The sequence below is a fragment of the Ruminiclostridium papyrosolvens C7 genome (genome assembly GCF_000421965.1).
In the GTDB taxonomy this organism is placed as follows: Bacteria; Bacillota; Clostridia; order Acetivibrionales; family DSM-1351; genus Ruminiclostridium; species Ruminiclostridium papyrosolvens_A.
The window spans coordinates 423,436-446,062 of the sequence record NZ_ATAY01000020.1; the positions used below are offsets into that span (position 1 = coordinate 423,436).

Sequence of the window (22,627 nt, forward strand, 5' to 3'; positions counted from 1 at the left end):
AAGTATAAAGAACGTATGTTTGTGTGGAGGGGTTAATATGGCGGGAAAAAAATATGTTTTGAAAAATAAAAAGAGATTTTTAAGTTTCTTGTTCTTTACACTATTTCTTACATGTACTCTGATTTATACGGTCACAGTGGCAGGTTTTACTGATAATCAGTACATTACTGTTACGGTAGGAGAGGGTGATTCCTTATGGTCTATAGCCTCGAAGTACGGTGGTAATACTGATATCAGAAAGAAGATATATTTAATAAAAAAGATAAATCATATGAATTCAAGTGATTTAAGTGAGAACGTATCTTTACTGGTACCGGTCGACAAATAAATATATAATGTAATAATTTTTGATTTAATAAATTAAAATCATATCATTTACATACAAAGACTCGTGCTTATTTGACATTTAAAATCCATGGTAGTATTATATAACCTGTGTTTATTAGGTCTTTATAATAAGGAGTTCTTTGGAGGTTTGTAGTTCATGTCGTCAAATCAAATAGCAGTGTTCTTCATAGTAAGTGTAATTTTATATATAACAGGAGCATTGACATCTCTAGCTTCATTCTCAAGTTCAAAGTGGTCCAACAGATTGGCAAATACCTTTGCACTTTTAGCAAGCAGCTTACTTACATTCTTAATGATTTGCAAGTTGATATATTCCAGAGACGTAGCAATAAATATTAATTTTAATACAAATATTCCTTTTTTGGCTATAAAGTTTAATATTGATAATCTATCTGCATTTTTTATAATGATTATTTCAATAGTAGCAATTATTGTTTCGTTATTCTCATATACATATATGTCCCACTACTTTTCCAAAAAGAATATAGCTGTTTTCGGTTGTTTGTACAACCTGTTTATTGTTTCAATGGTTCTTTTGGTCTCAAGTAGTAACCTGTTGCTTTTCTTAGTCTTTTGGGAGCTGATGTCTCTTGTTTCTTTTTTTCTCGTTATATTCGAGCATGAAAAAGAGGATGTTCAGAAAGCCGGCAGGATATACATTATAATGACTTATATCGGAACAGCTTGTATTACTGCAGCCTTTGTTTTGATTGCAGCCTATACAGGCAGTTTTAATTTTACATCAATTAATTTACAATCCATACCGCAAGGTGCTGCTAATATCATTTTTATACTTTTGCTTATTGGGTTTGGAACCAAAGCAGGTATAATACCTGTTCATATCTGGTTGCCATATGCCCACCCGGTAGCTCCAAGTAATATATCAGCATTGATGTCGGGTGTAATGATAAAGATGGCTGTTTATGGTCTTATAAGATTTATCTTTAACATTCTTCCTGCTGGTGATTTGTGGTGGGGAGTAATAGTTCTTTGCACAGGTATTGCTTCAGCATTAATCGGAATTACATATTCTATTGCTTCTACCACAAATATTAAAAGGTTATTGGCATATTCCAGCATTGAAAATATGGGAATTATTTTGGCAGGTCTTGGAATAATGCTTATTGCAAGAGCATCGGGCAATTATTTTCTGCTCTCTCTGTCCTTAACTGCAACACTTCTGCATACATTGAATCACGCAGTTTTCAAATCACTGCTTTTCATGGGTGCAGGTGCAGTTCAATATTCAGCACATACCAAAAATATGGAGAAACTGGGCGGGTTAATAAAAAAAATGCCTATAGCCTCAGTGTTTATTTTTATAGGTTGCCTTTCTATTTCTGCAGTACCGCCCTTTAACGGCTTCATAAGTGAATATATGATTTTTAAGATGATTATTAGCAGTATCAGCCATTTTGCACCATCCCAAAGCTTCCTGCTGGTTTTAGTCCTAATGGTTGCTGCAGCTGCACTTGCTTTAACCGGAGCTTTAGTTGCATTCTGTTTTGTTAAATTTTTCGGTATTAGCTTCCTGGGAATGCCAAGAAGTAAAGAGGCAGAAAGTGCCGTGGAGCCGGGAAAGCCTATGCTTGTGGCACTTGCATCAGCAGCAATGCTCTGTCTATTGCTTGGTATTTTCCCCAATTATGCCATAAGACTTATAGACAGTGTTGGCAGTCAATTGATTAATTTAAAGCTGTTAGCAACAGACTGGTCACAATTGCCATCACGGTATTATCCGGCGGATAACAGTATTTTGAGTATATCTTCGGGCCTTATTGCTATTTTGCTGGTAGTATTGGGAGGTTTATTACTATTGGTAGTAATGGCATTGAGGAAAAGAACCTCTATTGAACGTTATAATACATGGGATTGCGGATTTACAAAAATAAATTCTAAAATGCAGTATTCTGCGACAGGATTTTCTAAATCTTTGAGAATTATATTCAGAGGATTCTTTAAACCTGCAAGGGACTTGGAAATAACCGAAGGAACTGCGCCTTATCATATTAAAGCGGGAAGATATACAACATCTACGGTAAAATTTTTTGAAAAATATCTATATCAACCTGTTGTGAGTAATATAATTCATTTTTCAAGGAAAATTCGTTTTACTGTTCAGACAGGGAGTATACATGCTTATTTAATGTATTTCTTTGGGATTATGGTGCTTATGCTTCTATATTATTCATTTACGGCATGATTATAAAAATTTATCAACAATAAAAAGGATTGTTAATATGTTTATGTCAATATTGAAGTTTATTTTTCAAATGTTTTTTTTACTTTTAATAGCTCCGCTATTTACCGGGATAATAAGGAAAATCAAATCAAAAATACAGCATAAAATAGGTGCATCAGTTTTTCAACCCTATTATGATCTGATAAAGCTATTAAAAAAAGATTTAGTGGTTTCAAGTACTTCTTCATGGATTTACAATGTGGCACCATATGTTTATTTTATAACCTCTCTTGCTGCAGTTATGTGCTTGCCTGTAGTATATCAGTTTAAAGGGTTTTCCTTTTATACTGACCTTCTGGTAATAGTTTATCTTTTGGTAGCCGGACGTATTTTTATGGCTCTGGCAGGACTGGATACCGGAAGTACCTTTGGAGGAATGGGAAGCAGCAGAGAATTACTGGTTTCAGCTTTGGTTGAACCTGCGCTCTTTCTTATTATTATTACCGTAGGAGCAAACCCCGAGATTGCTTCAACAAGTGTTTTTTCAATATATGATTACGCAGTAAAAAACAGCTCTAGTACTTTTTCAACTATAAATATATTGCTGTTTGCAGCCATGCTGATGGTAATGATTGCAGAGTCATCTAGGATTCCGGTTGATGACCCTTCAACACATCTTGAGCTTACCATGGTACACGAAGCTATGACTTTGGAATACTCAGGTAGGCATCTGGCTTTCATTGAAATGGGTACATATATAAAGCAATTGGTATTTATGACATTTATGGCTAACATATTAATTCCTGTTGGTTTGAACATGGAAAATATATTAGCTGGACTTGGTATATATCTGTTAAAATTAATAATAATTACCTTTTTAGTTGGTTTTATTGAGATTAATACAGTCAAATTCAGGCTTTTCAGTCTTCCAAACTATGCTGTAATTGCTCTCATTATTGCTGTTTTAGGTTTTTTAACCCGCTTTGTTTTAAGATAAAAACAATATGGTAAGGAGGTAAATAAATGTACAATAATGTTTTAAACCTTTTAGCAATTCTTATATTGATTTCGTCTTTTACGCTTGTGGCAAATAAGCGTCAAAATGCCTATATTACTACATTCAGACTTCAGTCACTCTTACTTGCTTTAATTTCACTGATTATTTCAGTCAAAAGTATGATTGAGACAAAAAAGTTTGATGAGGTTATTTTTATATTTTTGTTGATTGTGGTATTTAAAGTGATAGTAATTCCAATGGCTATGAGAAAGACCTCCGACAGGGTGGAATACAAGGTAGAAAAGGATTTTTTTATAAATATTCCTATTTCAATGCTTATATGCTGCGGACTGGTTGTTCTTTGTTGGTACGTAGTTCATCATGTAGAAGGTATTACAAATCCGACAACTGAAAATTATCTTATTTATTCTTTATCCGTTGTAATGATTGGATTATTCTTCATGATAAGCAGAAAAAAGGCATTGGGACAGATTATTGGATTTCTTGTAATCGAGAATGGATTGTTTCTCGCTGCCATGATGACTACTGATGGTATGCCGATGATTGTTGAGCTTGGTCTTTTCTTTGATTTATTAACTGCATTTTTGATTATGGGTATATTTGTTTTTAAGATTAATAGTACGTTTGATTCAATAGATGTAAACAAATTAAAGCATTTAAAAGGTTAAATTAATAGAGTTTCAGGGAGGGCATATGATTCCGGCATTTATAATTATACCGGTACTGGCAGGCGGGCTGGTATGGATCAGTAAAAATAGAATATTTATACATGCTATAAATTTAATTGGGGCAGCAGGATTACTGATAATATCAATCCTGTCACTTATTGATATTAATAATAATAAGGTAATTGCAAGCTCTGGTTTATTAAAAAATATTTTTTATATGGACTCACTAAGCGGTTACATATTGTTTATAACTACACTGGCATTCTTTTTAGTTTCTCTGTACTCAATAAGTTATTTTGGACAGGAATTGAAGAAAAAGGTTATTACCATTGGTAAGTTAAAGTTGTATTATTCATTATCCAATGCATTTGTTCTATCAATGATAATTGCTTTAACAACTCGTAACATGGGAGTCATGTGGATTTCTATTGAAGCCACTACTCTGGCTTCTGCGTTTTTGGTTGGTTTTTACAACAACAAACGTGCAATTGAAGCTGCTTGGAAGTACCTTATTATTTGTTCGGTTGGTATTGCGTTTGCTCTGCTTGGAATAATCCTCCTGTTTTACTCGTCAACTGTTAAGTTGGGAGGAGCAAGGATTTCGGGACTTGATTGGAGTTATCTTATCAAATATGCGGTTGCACTTGACCCGAGTATTTTAAAAATAGCATTTATTTTTATATTAATAGGTTTTGGTACAAAGGTTGGTTTTTCGCCTATGCATACGTGGCTTCCGGATGCTCACAGTCAGGCACCTTCTCCTGTAAGTGCACTTTTATCCGGAGTATTGCTCAATACAGCAATGTATGGAGTAATAAGGGTTATGTCAATTGTGAATAAATGTCTGGGAAGCAGTAATTACACCGGAAATCTGCTGATTGTACTGAGCGTACTTTCAATTGGTACCGCTGCTGTATTCATACTGGTTCAGCAGGATTATAAACGTATATTGGCGTATTCCAGTATAGAACATATGGGAATCATTGCTTTAGGTCTTGGAATTTGTACGCCGGTAAGCATTTTTGCAGCACTTTACCATACCTTTAATCACGCAATGACAAAACTGATGCTGTTTCTGGCAACGGGGAATGTTTATTTAAAACACCATACCAAAAAAATTTCAAGTATTCATGGCCTTATAAAAACAATGCCTGTAACGGGAATTGTTTTTGTCCTTGGCACTTTTGCCATAACCGGTATGCCTCCTTTTGGTGTGTTTATGAGTGAATTTAATACTGTTGTGGGGGCACTGTTTTCAAAAAAATATCTGGTAACGGCTTTGCTTTTACTATTTCTTTCAATGATTTTTGCCGGATTTACAAAACAGTTGGGAAAAATGTTTTATGGTAAAAATAGCAACCCTGAAATAAAACAGGGTGAACTGGATATTATCGGGCCTGCGGTACTTATTATTCTTTTATGTATTACATTTTTGGCAGGGATATATATTCCGACTCCCTTCAAAGAGTTAATGGACAATACAACCAATATTATACTGGGAATGGGGGAGTAGCTTATGGTTTCGGAAGCTATATTTGATACTATAAATAGATTATTATCCACTCATGTACTTGAAAGCAGGCTTATCAATGAAAATGAAGTCTACTTCTGTATTTCTTCTTCCACTGTGAAGGAGGACTGCATTAATGTATATAAAAATATTGAATGTGTGCTTGTTGATTTATTTGCAAATGATACTACGCCAATTGACAATAAGCTTACTGTATATTACACATTTGCGGTAAGATCATCAAATACGTTGGTTACATTGTATTCGAAACTTGAGAATGACGGTTCAGTAAGAATTGATTCCATAGCTTTGGATGTTCCGGCTGCCAGCTTGTATGAACGTGAGATTCATGATATGTATGGTAAAGACTTTAACGGATGTCCTGACAGCAGAGAGCTGGTTCACCACGGAAATTTCCCTCTGAACGTTCACCCTTTAAGAAAGGACTTCAAAACCAATAAACATATTCCGTTTCAGCAGAGGGATTTAGAGTTTGCAACTATTACCGGTAAGGGTGTTTTTGAAGTGCCTGTGGGGCCTGTTCATGCGGGTATTATTGAGCCGGGACATTTCCGGTTCAGTGTGGCAGGGGAACCAATAATAAACCTTGAAGCAAAACTATATTATGTACACCGTGGACTTGAGAAACTATGTGAAAACCAGCATTATATGAAGGCTCTTTTGTTTTCTGAAAGGATTTCGGGGGATGAGACATTTACCAATTCACTCGCTTTCTGTCAGGCAATTGAAAAGCTTAACGGTATCACATATATTCCAGAACGTGCAGCATATTCGAGAGTAATATTTGCGGAACTTGAACGTATATGTGGTCATTTGGGGGATATATCTGGACTATGTGTAGATACGGCTTATATATTTCCATCAGGCCAGTTGGGAATGATGAGGAGATGGATACAACTTCTGAATGAACAACTTACAGGCAGCAGATTTCTCAGGAATACTAATAAACCAGGTGGTTTAAGACGTGACTTTATACGTAATAATGAGAAGATTATTCTGGAATGCATTAACAAGTTGGATAAAGAGTTTAAGGAAACAGTATCTGTTATAAAAAATAACGGAATGTTTATAGATAGGGTAGAGCACACCGGGATATTAGAGAATTCCATTGCAGTTGATTTGAATGTGGTCGGGCCCGCAGGAAGAGCCAGTGGTGTAAAAACCGATGTTAGGAAGGAATTCCCTTATGCCGCATATTCAAAACTTAAATTTAATATTCCGGAACATGGTAATTGTGACGTTAATTGCAGAATGAATGTAAAAATAGAAGAAGTAATGGAGTCTGTAAATATTATAAAGCAGGTATTGGGAAAAATGCCGGAGGAGGGGCCTGTGTCTGTTGATATTGGAAATCTGAAGCCATATTCCTATGGATTTGGAATGACAGAGTCTCCCAGAGGCGAAAATATACATTTTGTAATGACAGGTGAAAATAACACTATTTTCCGCTATAAAGTAAGAACACCGTCTTTCTGTAACTGGCCGGCTCTTTGTCATGCGGTAAATACTAATACTTTGACGGACTTCCCGTTAATAAATAAAAGCTTTAATCTCTCGTATGCAGGAAACGATTTATAAACGCGCATGTATTAGGAGGAATAATGTATAACATAGTAAAAAAGATGATACAGCATGGTACGGTTACTGTAGAATATCCAAAAAAGAATACAAAAAGTACTTATATTACAGGTATTCCAGAGTTTGATTATTCAAAATGCACACGGTGCGGTAAATGTATTTCTGCTTGTCCCACGGGGGCAGTGGTTACGGTTGACAAGGACGGGGAAAAAGAGAAATTACCAGCAGTTAATGCTGATGAGTGTATATTTTGCAAGTTTTGTGAAGAAGCCTGTTCAAATCAGGCCGTAAGATTATCCAATAATTTTGAGCTTGCTCAGAAAAGCAGAGATTTGCTTAGAGCTGCACCGTTATATGTAAGAGATGAGGAAATAAGTGGTACTGATTATGAACTGATTGGCAAAAAGTTAAATGAAAAAGTCGGTAAGAAATTTGGAAGAAGCCTTAATATCAGAGAAGTTGATGCCGGCTCTTGTAATGGTTGCGATTATGAGATTCAGGCACTTAACGGGCCATATAACGATATTGAAAGATTTGGTATACACTTCGTTGCATCTCCCAGACATGCAGACATGCTTCTGGTGACGGGCTGCGTTTCAAGAAATATGGAAGAAGCATTGGTCAAAACCTATAATGCGACGCCATCTCCCAAACTGGTAGTAGCTGTAGGAGCCTGTGCTTGCAGCGGTGGACTTTTCAAGGACAGTTATGCAGGAAGAAATGGGATTGACACGATTTTACCAGTAGATGTATATATTCCGGGCTGCCCCCCTAGGCCTCAGGCATTAATTTATGGTATACTAAAAGCAATCGGACGATTATAAGTTCCATATATATTATGCCAGAAGGAGGTAGCACGATTTGGAGGGTTGTCGTGCAAGTAAGAATGAAAGACCAATGTGAGCTATATGACAGAAAATGTATAGATTGCGGTGAATGTGATATATGTGATCTTGATCCTACAAAACATTGTGATGATTGTGGAAGGTGTATTGACGAAGTAGATGAATATCGTAGTGTTACAATTCAGGACTTTATGAAAGAACACATAACAAAGGATCAGGTAAAGAAACTAAGTAAGAAACTAGAAGAAAAAGAAAATAACCAAAAGAAATAAAAAATTAATATATACTAATAATATATTTGAATCAGTATATAACTCGGGATAAGCTGCTCGAGTTATAATTATGAGAGGTTATATATGAACAATGAGATTTATCTCGATAACAGTGCTACCACAAAGCCATACGATGAAGTTATTGAATATGTTGCAAAAGTAAGCAGAGAGTTTTACGGAAACCCGTCTTCATTACATACAAAAGGTATCGAATCAGAAAATCTGGTAAAGAAAGCAAGAACACAGATTGCTGAAGCTTTAAAAGTTGATTCAAAAGATATTTGCTTTACATCGGGAGGCACTGAATCAAATAATCTGGCAATATTGGGTTATCTGAAGGCAAACCCGAGAGCAGGTAAACATGTCATAACAAGTGAAATAGAACATCCATCTGTTTTAGAAGTATACAAGCAATTAGCTCGGGAAGGATATAAAGTAGATTTTATTCCTGTTGACAACAACGGAGTTATAAGATTGGAAGTCTTAAAGGATATTGTTTCAGATGATACATCCATAATAAGCGTCATTCATACAAACAATGAAACGGGTTCTATACAACCAATAGAAGAAATTTGTAATCTTAGAAAAAAACTATGTCCCAAGGCTGTAATTCATGTTGATGCGGTTCAGGCTTTTGGAAAAACACTAATAAACCCGTCAACCTGTAATATCGGCTTAATGTCTTTCAGTTCACATAAAATACACGGTCCAAAAGGTGTTGGAGGACTGTATATCCGTAAAGGACTGAGATTGAAACCTGTTTTGATAGGCGGAGGTCAGGAATCTACATTGAGGTCGGGTACTGAAAATGTACCGGGTATTTGCGGTTTCGGTATGGCAGCAGAAATAATATTTTCAAAGCTTGATGATAATTATAAAAGCACAAACGAACTTAGAAACCATTTTGTAAAAAGAATAAATGAAACATTTGAGGATGCGGTTGTCAACTCACCCGATAGCGCATCACCGTACATTATAAATGTTTCATTTCCAAATTTAAAATCGGAAGTACTGCTACATCACCTTGAGCAAAAAAATATATTTGTTTCAACCGGCTCGGCATGTTCTTCGCGAAAGACACATCACAGTCATGTATTAAAAGCCATGGGTGTAAGTCCTAAATATATAGACGGTGCAATACGTTTCAGTTTATCACATGCCAACAATATATGTGAAATGGATGAAACCATTGAGGCACTCAAAGAAATTATTCCGATTATAAGTATAAAACGTGGAGGTAAGAGATGAATAAAATAATATTGGTACGCTATGGCGAGATAATTCTAAAGGGTTTAAACAGGCCCGTTTTTGAAGATAAACTTATTGGTAATATAAAGAGTGCCATTTTTAAATTTGGAAAAGCCAAGGTAATAAAATCTCAGGGCAGAATTTACATTGAACCTCAGGATGAAAACTATGACTTTGATTCAGTGCTTGCAAAGGTAGCCAAGGTATTTGGTGTTGTTTCTGTAAGCCCAGTCTGGAAGGTTGAAACCGATTATGAGACAATCAAGGCTACGTCTCTTAAAATGGCTTCTAAACTTGTAGAAGAAAAGGGATACAAGACTTTCAAGGTTGAGACCAAAAGAGGAAACAAGAGATTTCCTATGCAGTCGCCTGAAATCAGCGCCGATGTAGGAGGATTTATATTAGAAAATATAGAGGGACTATCTGTGGATGTAAAAAATCCTGATTTCATCCTGTATCTTGAAGTAAGAGAAAGCACTTACATTTATTCTGAAATGTTTAAGGCTCAGGGAGGTATGCCTCTTGGTTCAAACGGTAAAGCACTTCTGCTTCTTTCAGGAGGAATTGACAGTCCTGTCGCAGGATGGATGATGGGTAAAAGAGGTGTGGAGATTGAAGCAATACATTTCTATAGCTACCCTTATACAAGTGAAAGAGCAAAGCAAAAAGTAATTGATCTCGCTCAGATAATGGCCCAATACTGTGGTAAAATTCGGCTTCATGTTGTTCCATTTACAGAAATACAACTTAAAATCAACGACAATTGTCCCGAAGAGCAGCTTACCATTATTATGCGAAGGATTATGATGAAAATTGCAGAGCAAGTAGCTGAAAAAGTAAATGCCATGGCACTTATTACCGGGGAAAGTATGGGTCAGGTTGCAAGTCAGACCATGCAGAGCCTTTACTGTACGGATGCCGCTGTAAATATGCCTGTATTCAGGCCGTTAATTGGTATGGACAAAGTTGAAGTGGTAGACATAGCACGTAGAATTGAAACTTTTGATACCTCGGTACTTCCGTATGAAGATTGCTGTACCGTGTTTGTTGCAAAACACCCTCAAACCAAACCAAAGCTTGAAAAAATACTAGAGTCTGAGTCGGTTGTTGACTTTGAGCCGCTTATAAATACTGCAGTTGAAAATACCGAAGTGATTATTATTAAGCCTTAATTTCCTTGAACTGGTAGGAAAATAATAAAATATGGGTGATTTTTTCGCAAAATACCCACATACAATTATAATTATGGTAAAATAATTTTAGCAAAGAATTTGTTGGAATATATTGAAAAAATGTTTCCATAAATTTGTATTATATAGAGAATCATATTATGATAGAGGCGGCAAAATAAATAGTTGAAGAATTAGTATAGAAGTGTAGATATTTGTAAGCCTATCTGAGGAGAACATGCTGTGGACAAAAGAACTTATGAATTATTGAATTTGACTGATTAAAAAGACTAGGGGTATTGCCATGAATGATTTACTTTACAACAAAAAAGTTATATGTCCTGTTTGCAACAGGGAAATTGAGGTCACTAAAGTTAAGACTAAAGGGTGCAGGGTAAAATCAAGAGATACTGATTTATGTGTTTATTATGAAGGTATTAATGTACTCTTTTATGATGTCTGGGTCTGTGAACATTGCGGTTATGCGTCTTTGCAGGATAAGTTTGAAAGTATTTTTACAAGGGACATTTCTGTAGTAAGAGATAAGATTTCCAGTCATTGGACCAGAAGAAGCTTTTTAGGTGAAAGAGACGTAGAGCATGCTCTGGAAGCATTTAAACTCGCTCTTTTAAATCTACAGGTAAGAAAGGCCAAAAGCAGTGAAATAGCTAAAGTTTGTCTTAGAATTGCTTGGCTATACAGAGCAAAAGAGGATAAAAAGGAAATAGATTTTCTAACTTTTGCGGTAGATGCCTATAATGAAGCGTATCAAAAAGAGAGGTTTCCGCTGGACAAACTAGACGAATACACTTGTATGTACATAATAGCAGAGCTATACAGACGAATAGGGAAACTTAATGAATCAGTACTTTGGTTCAGCAGAATTGTTTCCTCCAGTGGGGCAAGAAGTAATCCAAAATTAATCGACATGGCCAGAGAACAGTATCAGTTGGCAAAAGACCAATTGGCAGCAAATGAAGGCAGTGTTGAAACTGAATCATTAAATAACCAGTAAAAATTCAAACTTAGCGGATTAAATCAGGTGTACCCCTGTTTTAATCCGTTTCTTATGCTATACTATTTAAATAACTGCAACATTAAGGCCGATTATCGGCACGGGAGGCTTAAAGATAATACATGGAAGCTGGTAAAGTACCAAACGACATATTAAATAAACTAATTATTGGAAAAATTAATACTTTTAGAAAAGAAGTTATTATGCGTCCCGGCATCGGTGAGGACTGTGCCGCAATAGAATTTGATAAATATGCCTGTGTCATGTCTACGGACCCCATAACAGCTGCCGGTAAAAATGCAGGACGGCTTGCTGTTCATATTTCCTGTAATGATATAGCTTCCTCCGGTGTTGAACCGTTGGGCATGATGGTTACTATATTGTGCCCCGTCGGAACGACAGAAACCGAGCTGGAACAGCTTATGGAACAGGTTTGTGAAACTGCCGGACAACTGAATGTAGAAATTATCGGAGGCCATACAGAAGTGACACCTGCCGTTAATAAGATTATTCTGTCTACAACCTGCGTAGGAAAAGTGCTTAAAGATAAAGTAATATCATCTGCAGGAGCAAAACCGGGAGACAGTGTTATTTTAACCAAATGTGCCGGACTTGAGGGTACTGCAATTATTGCAGATGATTTTGAGGATGAATTATCACGTTATCTGGATAAAAACGAGCTTCAACATGCAAAAAGTTTTATAAATTCCATAAGTGTAGTCCCCGAAGGTGTTATTGCAGGCGGGTTTGGTGCAACATCGATGCATGATATTACTGAAGGAGGAGTACTTGGAGCTGCTTGGGAAATCGCAGAAGCATCTTCTACGGGTATAACTGTAAATAAGGACTCAATACCGATAGAGCCTGTTACACGAAGAATTTGTGACTACTTTGGGATAAATGCTTTAAGACTAATTTCCAGTGGATGTATGATTATAACCTGTCAGGATGGCGAGGGTCTGGTAAGACTTCTCAAAAAAAATAATATTAAGGCATCCATAATTGGATTAATTACTGACAAAAATTCAGGGAGAATACTGATAAGTAAGCAAGAAGGGACTGTAGTGGATATTGATGCTCCCGGCCCTGATGAACTGTACAAAGTAATAAAATAATGCATAAATATGTAATATTAGTGCGATATTTGCATATTTAATTGACATATATATGGTTATTTTATTATAATTTTACTTGCGTGGATAAAATAACGAGCAAATGTCGTATATTAATGACATTGGAGTGGAGGCATTTTATGTACAATATTGATACAATAAAGAAGATGGACCCTCAATTAGCAGAAGCTATTGAGTTGGAAGTTAACAGACAGAGAAATAAGATAGAATTGATTGCTTCAGAGAATTTTGTAAGTGATGCTGTTATAGAGGCACTTGGCACACCGTTAACGAACAAATATGCTGAAGGGTATCCCGGAAAAAGATATTACGGAGGCTGCGAGTACGTTGATATAGTTGAACAGTTGGCTATTGACAGAGCAAAGCAGATTTTTGGTGCGGATCATGCAAATGTTCAGCCACATTCCGGAGCACAGGCTAATACAGCAGTTTACTTTGCTTTTCTGAATCCCGGAGATACTATTCTCGGAATGAATCTTGCCCATGGAGGACATTTAAGCCATGGTAGTCCTGTAAACATATCAGGAAAATACTATAATGTCGTACCATATGGTGTAAGAGAGGACAATTGTTACATAGATTATGATGAGCTGAGAAAAACCGCTAAGGAAAGCTCACCAAAAATAATTGTAGCAGGAGCAAGTGCATATCCTAGAACACTTGATTTTAAGGTGTTCAGGGAAATTGCAGATGAAGTCGGAGCAATTCTTATGGTTGATATGGCTCACATCGCAGGTCTTGTTGCTGCAGGATTGCATCCAAATCCTGTTCCATATGCTGACGTTGTAACAACTACAACTCACAAGACTTTAAGAGGCCCAAGAGGCGGTATGATTCTCTGCAAACAGGAATATGCAAAGAAAATCGACAGTGCTGTGTTCCCTGGAAATCAGGGTGGCCCATTGATGCACGTTATCGCTGCTAAAGCAGTTAGCTTCAAAGAAGCACTTACCGATGAATTCAAAACGTATCAGCAGAACATTGTTAAAAATGCAAAGGCTTTGGCTTCCGCACTTATGGAAAAAGGTTTCAAACTGGTTTCTGACGGTACAGACAACCACCTTATGCTTATAAACCTGACTAATATGAATATTACAGGTAAGGAAGCTCAGCACAGATTGGATGAAGTATGCATAACATGTAACAAAAACGGTATTCCTTTTGATACTCAGAGTCCATTTATCACTAGTGGTATAAGACTCGGTACTCCGGCTGTAACAAGCAGAGGAATGAATGAGGAAGATATGAAAGAGATTGCAGACTTGATTTATCTAACAATCACAGATTTTGAAAATTCAAAATCCAGTATTTCAAAGAGAGCTGAAATTCTTTGCAATAAATATCCATTATATAAATAAAAAAATTAGTTTAAAAGTCCTGTATCGGTATTTACCGTTACAGGATTTTTTAGTTTTACCATTTATTTTAATATTACAGTATGTCAGATAAATTGATATTAATTATCATTAATAATTAATAATTATTCTCACTTACTTAATAATATTAAATATTAACTTAATAATATTAATATTTATTTAATAAAATTGTTGACACTTTTAATATCAATATAATACAATGTACTATATTGAATTAAATAAACTGTAATTTAGAGCAGGCGATGCAGCTGAAAACATTGCAAGACAGTTGTGTGGGGCTGGGCCGAAAACGGCAACAGGTTATAAACCTGTGGGACTAAGTATTTTTAGTCTCACAGGTTTTTTTAATGCTCTATGTACTTTTTATTTCTATAATACAAGGAGGAAGTATGTCAAAGTTTTTTGGTTTTAGAGGTGACTATTCAGGACTTACTGATAATCAAGCCAAAGAAAGTCAAATAAAATATGGTATGAATGAAATTAGTCCTGAGAAAAAAAAGAACCTTTTTATAAGAATTCTGAGTGTTTTTAAAGAACCCATGTTTTTACTTCTATTTTGTACTGCGATTATATACTTTTTTTTGGGAGAAGCACAAGATGGTGTCATAATGATATGCTTTGTTACATTTATGACCGGAATCAGCTTTATTCAGGAATGGAGAACGGACAAAACTCTGGAGGCATTAAAAGAATTAGCTTCTCCAAGAATACGTGTAGTCAGGGATAGCCGTATTACAAGTATTGAAAGCAGAGAAATAACCATTAACGATTTAATGATATTGGAGGAGGGCGAGAAAATTCCCGCCGATGCCAGAATCATTGAGATGTTTGACTTTGGAGTTGACGAATCTTCTCTGACGGGAGAATCCGAAATCGTATGGAAAAAGACATACGATGATGGCAATGAAAACAATAATAATAGTGAAGATTTCTGGAGAAAAGATGTTTGTTATGCAGGGACAACTGTAATACAAGGCAGTGCTATTGCCAAGGTGTTTTCAATAGGCAAGGATACACAATACGGTAAAATCGGAACGGACATTATTGGTGTACCAGAAAGGCCAACACCACTTGAAAAGCAGACCAGAAACCTTGTAAAAATTTGTGCTTTAATAGGGTTATGCTTTTTTATACTGGTTTCGGTAATTACACTTATTCATACTGGGAGTATAGTTGACAGTATTCTTTCAGGTATTACTCTGGCTATGGCAATGATACCTGAGGAATTTCCTGTTGTTCTTACTGTATTCTTGGCAATGGGTGCCTGGAGACTTGCGAAAAAGAATTCACTTGTAAGGAAAATGCCTTCTGTTGAAACCTTGGGCTCAGTTACTGTATTATGCGTTGACAAAACCGGAACACTAACCAAAAATAAAATGAGTGTAAAGGAGGCATACCCGGGTAATGGCTTTGATGATTATGAATTGGCTTACTGGGCAGCCTTGGCTTGTGAAACTGAGCCTTATGATCCAATGGAAAAAGCATTACTAAAGTACATTGTTGAGAGTCATGGTGCTAATAAAGAGGATATTTTTAAAAACCCATTACTTTATGAATATTCATTTAATTCAGATACTAAAATGATGGGGCATGTATGGAGCATAAACAACTCTGCAACATTAGCAGCCAAAGGAAGTCCTGAAAGCATACTACCCTTATGTTGCCTTACCGAAGAAGATATGAACAATGTTGCTAAACAGCAAAAAATGTTGGCATCCAAGGGGTATAGGGTTATTGCAGTTGCCAGAAGTATAGATATGAAAGAATATCCTGATACATTGAAGGCATGTGAGTTAGATTTTGTTGGTCTTATAGGTTTACAGGACCCTCCAAGAGATAAGGTTAGGGAATCAATGGATGTTTGTAAGTCGGCAGGATTAAGAATAATTATGATAACAGGCGATAATGGAATTACGGCACAATCCATAGCACGTGAAATAGGCATAAATCACAGCAACAACGTAATAACCGGGCCGGAACTTGAAATAATGACGGATGAGGTATTATTGGAAAAAGTTAAGAATACAAATATATTTGCCAGGGTTATGCCAAGACACAAGATGAGGATAGTAAAGGCATTACGTGATAATGGCGAAATCGTTGCAATGACAGGCGACGGCGTAAACGATGCTCCTGCCTTGAAGTATGCAGATATCGGAATAGCAATGGGTAAAAGGGGAACAGGGGTTGCAAAGGAAGCATCTGATATGATCCTTCTTGATGATAATTTCTCTACCATTGTCGAATCAGTGGGGGATGGCAGAAGAATTTACGATAACATCCGAAAAGCAATAGGATATATCCTTGTAATACATATACCCATAGCATTAATAGCACTTTTGGCACCATTACTTCATATGCCTTTGGTTCTATTACCTGTAAATGTTGTCCTGCTGGAACTCATTATTGATCCTACATGCTCTATTGTATTTGAACGATTACCGGCAGAAAAGGACATTATGCATAGGAAACCACGGTCGAATAACGAGCCACTTATAACCGGGTCACTTATATTAAAATCTATATTTCAGGGACTGATGATTTTTGCTGCTGCTTTCGGATCGTATGCTTACTTTTTTAAAAGCGGTGCAGGTGAATCAGAAGCAAGAACCTTTGCAATGCTGGTTCTGGGTTTATCCAATTTACTACTTGTTTACATAAATCAATCTGATAATGAGTTTGCTTTCAGAAATATGGTTAATTTTAAGGATAAGGTTGTCATAACTGTTAATTCTACAATAATTGCAGTACTGATTATCATAACCTATGTACCGGCAGTAAATGGTATTGTACAAACTGCGCCCCTTAATGCAGAAAATTTCTTGCTGGCTATAGCTATTTCAGTTTTAGCTACAATGTGGTGGGAAATTGTAAAGCTAATTAAACGTAGCAAAATTAAGTAATTTTATTTCATAAACCTATTTTTGAATAAATCAATTTATACCTTGCCCGGTATTCCTTGGGGGTTATACCGATAATTTTTTTGAATTGCCTTGAAAAATAGTTGCTGTCAGAAAAGCCGCTTTCCAGTGCTATATCAGCAATACATAACTTACTGTTTTTAAGCAGGGAGCAGGCATGATTAACCCTAAGTTGCAGAATATAATTAAAAGGGGTAGTTCCATAATTCTCCTTAAATATTCTGTTAAAATGCCTTATGGACATATGTGCTTCATCTGCCAACTTTTCAAGTTTTATCGGGTTAAGGTAATTATCTTCTAAAAATAATACAGCTTTTGCAAGATGTATAAATGTATCGTGCAAGTGTTTATTTTCAATAACGTATTGTCTTGATAAGTATACCACCATTTCCATAAAACGAGCGTAAATCATAGTTTGATAGCCCTGAGCTTTGCTTTTGTATTCTTCGTTAATACGAACTCCAAGTTCTGCTATATATTCCAGGCTGGAAATGGAGAGAGAGAGGGTGTTGCTAAAGCTGTACTTTTTTCTGAAAAATGGCTCTAAGACAAAAAGGGCCTGGTACCCGGGAGATTTCTTTATATCATTACAGATTTCGTGCAATCGTTCAGGTTTGTACATTATATTTATTATCTTAAAATTATGGGGATCTTTGTACCCGTGGGATATATCCATATTAAAAACGAATACATCACCTTTTTTTATAAAGAATTCTTCTGAATTAACAATATGAGTAGCAGTTCCGTTTAAAACTATCACAAGTTCAAAAAAATCGTGGTGAAAATGTTCCGGCATAGCGTCGTCATGGAATCCATACTGAATGAAAAAAGGAAAACCGGGGTCTTGCGTAAAATAATGAAGATACATATACTCCATTTATTTCATCTCCTTGTCTAAATAATGCTATTTTTAGACTAAAAAGTCAAGGAATATAATATACATTTGCTGTATATTTTTAATAAAGTAAACAAAAAAGGATACATATGTATTCAATTTTTATTTTGTGGAGGATAATTAATATGCAACGTCGGAAATTTAGAAAAACAATGTCTTTTTTTATGATTTTTTCTCTCTTATCATCATTATTATTTACATCAAATGTATTTGCAGCATCTTCATTAACAGATTATAAAACAGCTACTGAGACAGTTAAGAATATGGGCATCGGGTGGAATTTAGGAAATACTCTTGAAGCTTGTGGAGACTGGATAAACGGAAGCACGGTAAAAGATTACGAAACTGCATGGGGCAATCCGGTTACAACTAAGGAAATGATTGACGGTATTCGCGCAGCAGGCTTCAAAACTGTTCGTATCCCAGTAGCTTGGTCAAATCTTATGTCAGCTGATTATACCATCAATAGTGAGCTTCTGAAACGAGTTAAAGAAGTAGCAGATTATTGTTCAGCTAACGATCTTTATGCTATTGTAAATATTCACTGGGATGGAGGTTGGTTTGAAAAATTTGCAACTGATTATGATGAATGTATGAAGAAATACACTTCAATCTGGACTCAAATAAGCAATTATTTCAAGGATTATCCTAAAAACCTTATATTTGAATCTCTCAATGAGGAGGGTTGCTGGAACAGTATTTGGAACAGATACGGCGGCTCATCCGGGGAAGATAAAACAAGAGCATATAATATTCTTAATAATATTAATCAGAAATTTGTGAACATTGTAAGGGCATCAGGAGGAAACAACGCATCTCGTTGCCTTTTGATTGCAGGATATGCAACCGATATTGACCTAACGTGTGATGCTTGCTTCAAAATGCCAACGGATACTATCAGTAATAAATTGATTATTTCTGTACATTATTATACTCCCTCTACTTTTACAATTCTTGAACAGGACGCTGACTGGGGCAAATGTGCAACTACATGGGGAACAGATGCAGAAATTAATCAGGTTAAAACCGATTTTACTAAGATGAAAAACAAGTTTTCAAATAACGGGGTTCCTGTGATTATAGGAGAATATGGTACTACCACAGTAAATAAAGATCCAGCCAGTGTAAGACTTTATATTACAACGGTTTGTAAAACTGCCTATGATATGGGATTTTGTCCTCTTCTTTGGGATAGCAGCACTCATTACTCCAGAACCGAAGGAAAAATCAAGGACCCTCAGCTTGCAGCAATGTTTTTACAATACAAAGAGGCTACCACAATAGTTCTTGGTGATGTAAATGCTGATAATTCAGTTGATGCTCTTGATTATGCACTATTGAAAAAGTACCTGTTAGGAGCCGATAGCACTATAAATGTAAAAAATGCAGACTTAAATGGAGATGGAATAATTGATGCACTTGATTTAGCAAAGTTAAAGATACTATTACTGAAATAATATTAAAAAATTTAAAATTTAAAATTTTAAGAGCAAAGCGTATGCATTTTTTGCAGCTTTGCTCTTTTTGCTTCTTCTCCACTTTAATTATAACATATAAAAAAAATAAAATGCAGACTGTTTGTTCGAATTTAGTGGTGCTATAATGCTATAACACGCTAAAACAAACTGTTGAAGGGTATATAGAATATTCTAAAAGGTAAAAAATATAAATATTCCAGTTTGTTTTTGTGATGTTTAAAAAGGAATAACAAGAGGAGGGGAACGTATGAGTTCATATGTAATTGGTTTTAAGGAAATTGACAAAACAAAACTCATGGTTGCAGGGGGGAAGGGTACCAATCTGGGAGAACTTACAAAGATTGAAGGTATACGTGTGCCGGAAGGTTTTTGTATTTCTACGGATGCTTTTAAAACAGTTATTTGGGAAATCCCGGAGATTAACAAATTACTCAATGAGTTGTCTATTCTCAAAGCGGAAGACCGTGATAAAATAAGTAAACTCAGCAGTGAAATCCGCAGAGTAATAGAAGAGACAGTAATTCCTGACCAAATTATTGAAGATATTACTCAGTTCCTCTCCCAATATGGTGAAAAAAATCCATATGCTGTACGCTCCAGTGCAACTTCAGAGGATTTACCCAATGCCTCTTTTGCAGGCCAGCAGGATACGTATTTGAATATTATTGGAATAAAGTCAATCTTAAGCCATGTCAGCAAGTGCTGGGCTTCGCTATTTACCGAGAGAGCAATAATTTACCGTATTCAAAACGGCTTCGACCATAATAAAGTATGTATTGCTGTTGTTATTCAGAAGATGGTATTTCCACAGGCGGCAGGAATAATGTTTACTGCCGATCCCATAAGTTCTAACAGAAAAGTATTATCAATAGATGCCGGCTTTGGACTTGGTGAAGCCTTGGTCTCCGGGATGGTTAATGCAGATAACTATAAAATACGTAATGGCAAGATTATTGACAAGAAGATAGCATCAAAGAATCTGGCCATTTATGCTATAAAAGAGGGTGGTACCAGAAAGCAGGAAATTGAGCCTGACATGCAGAACAGGCAAGTGCTGACGGATGAGCAGATTTTGCAACTTGAGTCAATAGGAAGAATGATTGAAGAACATTTCGGCTGTCCTCAGGACATTGAATGGTGTTTTGAGAATGATTCATTTTATATTGTCCAGAGCCGTCCCATTACTACGTTATATCCCATCCCTGAAGCCAACGATACTGGAGATCACGTTTATATTTCAGTGGGACATCAACAAATGATGACCGACCCCATGAAACCATTAGGATTATCTTTTTGGCAGTTAACAGCCGCCGGAAATATGTATACAGCCGGTGGAAGGGCCTTTGTTGAGGTTGCGCAAATGCTGGCTTCACCTGACACGAGGGGAATTTTATTAAACAACATGGGACAACACGATCCTCTCATAAAAGATGCATTGATAACCATCATAGAACGGGGAGATTTTATTAAATCATTACCGGATGATCAAAAAGATAAGAGCCCAAATAAGGCTAATAAAGTCATGTTGTCTGAGGAGATTCAGGCTCAGGCAGGGAATGATCCGCTAATCGTATCTACTCTAATTGAGAGCAGTCAGAAATCTATTGATATATTAAAACAAAACATCCAAACAAAATCAGGAGCAGATTTATTTGATTTTATTCAAGAAGATACCCTCCAATTTAAGATGAGCTTATTTAATCCCCAGAGCATGGGTGTAATCATGGCGGTTGCAGCGGCTACTACATGGCTTAATGAAAACATGAAAGAGTGGCTAGACGAAAAAAACGTAGCAGATACACTATCTCAATCAGTACCCAATAATATTACTTCGGAAATGGGTCTTGCTTTATTGGATGTGGCAGATGTGATTCGTCCTTATCCTCAAGTTATTGAATATTTAAAAGGTATGCAGGAGGATAACTTTTTGGATGAACTGGGTAAGCTTGATGGTGGTCAGGAGACCAAGTCTGCAATTTTTTCGTACTTAAACAAATACGGAATGAGATGCAGTGGAGAAATCGATATTACAAAATCTCGATGGATTGAAAAGCCAAAGACACTTGTTCCATTGATTCTCAGTAATATCAAAAATTTTCACTCTAATGCTTCTAAAAGGAAATTTGAGGAAGGGCGACAGGAAGCTTTACAAAAAGAGCAAGAATTAATGGAACAGTTGAAGCTATTGCCGGAGGGTAAGCAAAAAGCCGAAGAAACAAAGAGAATGATAGATCTACTCCGAAATTTAGCAGGGTATCGTGAGTACCCTAAATACAGCATTGTCAGTCGTTACTTTATTTATAAGAATGCATTACTGAAAGAAGCAGAAAAGCTGGTTCAAGCCAGCATTATTAATGAAAAAGAAGATATATATTATCTAACTTTTCAAGAACTTCATGAAGCCGTACGCTCCAATATAGTTGATTACAGGATTATAAACCAACGTAAGGAAGAGTATAAATTATTTGAAAAACTAACACCTCCGCGTGTTATCACATCTGATGGTGAAATAGTTGTAGGAAAATATAAACGTGAAAATCTCCCAACTGGGGCTATTGTGGGTTTGCCTGTTTCTTCAGGTGTGGTGGAAGGACGTGCACGTGTTATATTAGATATGAAAAATGCTGATTTGGAAGAAGGAGATATATTAGTCACAGCCTTTACAGACCCAAGCTGGACACCTCTGTTTGTATCCATAAAAGGTCTGGTAACCGAAGTAGGCGGAATGATGACCCATGGAGCAGTTATAGCACGTGAATATGGTTTGCCGGCAGTTATCGGAGTAGAAAATGCTACCGGATTGATAAAAGACGGAGATAGAATTCGGGTGAACGGATTAGAAGGGTATGTAGAAATTCTTTAGAGGCTTTAACTTACTACGGAGAAGAAGAATTATCTATCCCGCCATATTGACTAGTCTACGGAACGTGGATTGTCTATCCGCAACAAT

At 36.2% G+C, this 22,627-nt stretch carries 17 protein-coding genes and 1 riboswitch; of the genes, 16 read left to right on the forward strand and 1 reads right to left on the reverse strand.

The features are described from left to right. The first annotated feature begins 37 nt into the window (after positions 1 to 37). The 14 genes from L323_RS26990 to L323_RS27055 all read left to right on the forward strand — a co-directional run bounded on the left by L323_RS26990 (position 38) and on the right by L323_RS27055 (position 17,286). Complete coding sequence (locus L323_RS26990; protein ID WP_020814758.1) at positions 38 to 328, forward strand: LysM peptidoglycan-binding domain-containing protein; 291 nt, start codon at positions 38 to 40, stop codon at positions 326 to 328. A 156-nt stretch (positions 329 to 484) separates the two neighbouring features. Continuing rightward, a complete protein-coding gene (locus L323_RS26995; RefSeq protein WP_020814759.1) occupies positions 485 to 2,551 on the forward strand; it encodes a proton-conducting transporter membrane subunit in 2,067 nt (688 codons plus the stop codon). A 70-nt stretch (positions 2,552 to 2,621) separates the two neighbouring features. Continuing rightward, entirely contained in the window at positions 2,622 to 3,527 is a 906-nt protein-coding gene (locus tag L323_RS27000) for a respiratory chain complex I subunit 1 family protein (protein ID WP_242835247.1), read from the forward strand. Between the two features lie 26 nt (positions 3,528 to 3,553). Further along, complete coding sequence (locus L323_RS27005; protein WP_020814761.1) at positions 3,554 to 4,216, forward strand: hydrogenase; 663 nt, start codon at positions 3,554 to 3,556, stop codon at positions 4,214 to 4,216. A 25-nt stretch (positions 4,217 to 4,241) separates the two neighbouring features. After that, complete coding sequence (locus tag L323_RS27010; RefSeq protein WP_020814762.1) at positions 4,242 to 5,729, forward strand: hydrogenase 4 subunit F; 1,488 nt, start codon at positions 4,242 to 4,244, stop codon at positions 5,727 to 5,729. 3 nt (positions 5,730 to 5,732) lie between these two features. Further along, positions 5,733 to 7,325 carry an NADH-quinone oxidoreductase subunit C gene (locus L323_RS27015; RefSeq protein WP_020814763.1) on the forward strand — a complete coding sequence of 531 codons (1,593 nt, stop codon included), beginning with the start codon at positions 5,733 to 5,735 and terminating at the stop codon, positions 7,323 to 7,325. A gap of 23 nt (positions 7,326 to 7,348) precedes the next feature. After that, positions 7,349 to 8,149 carry an NADH-quinone oxidoreductase subunit NuoB gene (nuoB, locus tag L323_RS27020; RefSeq protein ID WP_020814764.1) on the forward strand — a complete coding sequence of 267 codons (801 nt, stop codon included), beginning with the start codon at positions 7,349 to 7,351 and terminating at the stop codon, positions 8,147 to 8,149. A gap of 50 nt (positions 8,150 to 8,199) precedes the next feature. Next, positions 8,200 to 8,442 (forward strand): hypothetical protein, encoded by a 243-nt coding sequence (locus L323_RS27025; protein WP_020814765.1) that lies wholly within the window; start codon positions 8,200 to 8,202, stop codon positions 8,440 to 8,442. Between the two features lie 84 nt (positions 8,443 to 8,526). Then, positions 8,527 to 9,690 (forward strand): cysteine desulfurase family protein, encoded by a 1,164-nt coding sequence (locus L323_RS27030; RefSeq protein WP_020814766.1) that lies wholly within the window; start codon positions 8,527 to 8,529, stop codon positions 9,688 to 9,690. Further along, positions 9,687 to 10,862, forward strand: a complete 1,176-nt coding sequence (thiI, locus tag L323_RS27035) for a tRNA uracil 4-sulfurtransferase ThiI (RefSeq protein ID WP_020814767.1) — start codon at positions 9,687 to 9,689, stop codon at positions 10,860 to 10,862. The genes L323_RS27030 and thiI overlap by 4 nt, the downstream gene beginning before the upstream one ends. 301 nt (positions 10,863 to 11,163) lie before the next feature. Further along, the gene (locus L323_RS27040) at positions 11,164 to 11,874 is read left to right on the forward strand and encodes a DUF2225 domain-containing protein (protein ID WP_020814768.1); all 711 of its coding nucleotides are present in this window, start codon (positions 11,164 to 11,166) and stop codon (positions 11,872 to 11,874) included. Between the two features lie 122 nt (positions 11,875 to 11,996). Then, positions 11,997 to 12,989, forward strand: coding sequence for an AIR synthase family protein (locus tag L323_RS27045; RefSeq protein WP_020814769.1), 993 nt, complete (start codon positions 11,997 to 11,999; stop codon positions 12,987 to 12,989). A 137-nt stretch (positions 12,990 to 13,126) separates the two neighbouring features. Continuing rightward, a complete protein-coding gene (gene glyA, locus L323_RS27050) occupies positions 13,127 to 14,365 on the forward strand; it encodes a serine hydroxymethyltransferase (RefSeq protein ID WP_020814770.1) in 1,239 nt (412 codons plus the stop codon). 240 nt (positions 14,366 to 14,605) lie between these two features. Beyond that, positions 14,606 to 14,704, forward strand: a riboswitch (NiCo riboswitch). A 68-nt stretch (positions 14,705 to 14,772) separates the two neighbouring features. Further along, positions 14,773 to 17,286 carry a cation-translocating P-type ATPase gene (locus L323_RS27055; RefSeq protein ID WP_020814771.1) on the forward strand — a complete coding sequence of 838 codons (2,514 nt, stop codon included), beginning with the start codon at positions 14,773 to 14,775 and terminating at the stop codon, positions 17,284 to 17,286. 7 nt (positions 17,287 to 17,293) lie between these two features. On the opposite strand, the gene L323_RS27060 is transcribed toward L323_RS27055, so the two are convergent. Further along, on the reverse strand, positions 17,294 to 18,181 hold the full coding sequence (locus L323_RS27060; RefSeq protein WP_020814772.1) for an AraC family transcriptional regulator: 888 nt from the start codon (positions 18,179 to 18,181) through the stop codon (positions 17,294 to 17,296). A 143-nt stretch (positions 18,182 to 18,324) separates the two neighbouring features. On the opposite strand from L323_RS27060, the gene L323_RS27065 reads away from it, so the two are divergent. Further along, positions 18,325 to 19,656 (forward strand): cellulase family glycosylhydrolase, encoded by a 1,332-nt coding sequence (locus L323_RS27065; protein ID WP_020814773.1) that lies wholly within the window; start codon positions 18,325 to 18,327, stop codon positions 19,654 to 19,656. 268 nt (positions 19,657 to 19,924) lie between these two features. Further along, positions 19,925 to 22,540: a phosphoenolpyruvate synthase gene (gene ppsA / locus L323_RS27070; protein WP_020814774.1), complete on the forward strand. Its 2,616-nt coding sequence runs from the start codon at positions 19,925 to 19,927 to the stop codon at positions 22,538 to 22,540. The last annotated feature ends 87 nt before the right edge of the window (positions 22,541 to 22,627 follow it).

Excerpts from the sequence above, each read along its gene's own strand:
- L323_RS26990 (WP_020814758.1), top strand. The coding sequence starts at position 38 with ATGGCGGGAAAAAAATATGTTTTGAAAAATAAAAAGAGATTTTTAAGT.
- L323_RS26995 (WP_020814759.1), top strand. The coding sequence starts at position 485 with ATGTCGTCAAATCAAATAGCAGTGTTCTTCATAGTAAGTGTAATTTTA.
- L323_RS27000 (WP_242835247.1), top strand. The coding sequence starts at position 2,622 with ATGTTTTTTTTACTTTTAATAGCTCCGCTATTTACCGGGATAATAAGG.
- L323_RS27005 (WP_020814761.1), top strand. The coding sequence starts at position 3,554 with ATGTACAATAATGTTTTAAACCTTTTAGCAATTCTTATATTGATTTCG.
- L323_RS27010 (WP_020814762.1), top strand. The coding sequence starts at position 4,242 with ATGATTCCGGCATTTATAATTATACCGGTACTGGCAGGCGGGCTGGTA.
- L323_RS27015 (WP_020814763.1), top strand. The coding sequence starts at position 5,733 with ATGGTTTCGGAAGCTATATTTGATACTATAAATAGATTATTATCCACT.
- nuoB (WP_020814764.1), top strand. The coding sequence starts at position 7,349 with ATGTATAACATAGTAAAAAAGATGATACAGCATGGTACGGTTACTGTA.
- L323_RS27030 (WP_020814766.1), top strand. The coding sequence starts at position 8,527 with ATGAACAATGAGATTTATCTCGATAACAGTGCTACCACAAAGCCATAC.
- thiI (WP_020814767.1), top strand. The coding sequence starts at position 9,687 with ATGAATAAAATAATATTGGTACGCTATGGCGAGATAATTCTAAAGGGT.
- L323_RS27040 (WP_020814768.1), top strand. The coding sequence starts at position 11,164 with ATGAATGATTTACTTTACAACAAAAAAGTTATATGTCCTGTTTGCAAC.
- L323_RS27045 (WP_020814769.1), top strand. The coding sequence starts at position 11,997 with ATGGAAGCTGGTAAAGTACCAAACGACATATTAAATAAACTAATTATT.
- glyA (WP_020814770.1), top strand. The coding sequence starts at position 13,127 with ATGTACAATATTGATACAATAAAGAAGATGGACCCTCAATTAGCAGAA.
- L323_RS27055 (WP_020814771.1), top strand. The coding sequence starts at position 14,773 with ATGTCAAAGTTTTTTGGTTTTAGAGGTGACTATTCAGGACTTACTGAT.
- L323_RS27060 (WP_020814772.1), bottom strand. The coding sequence starts at position 18,181 with ATGGAGTATATGTATCTTCATTATTTTACGCAAGACCCCGGTTTTCCT.
- L323_RS27065 (WP_020814773.1), top strand. The coding sequence starts at position 18,325 with ATGCAACGTCGGAAATTTAGAAAAACAATGTCTTTTTTTATGATTTTT.
- ppsA (WP_020814774.1), top strand. The coding sequence starts at position 19,925 with ATGAGTTCATATGTAATTGGTTTTAAGGAAATTGACAAAACAAAACTC.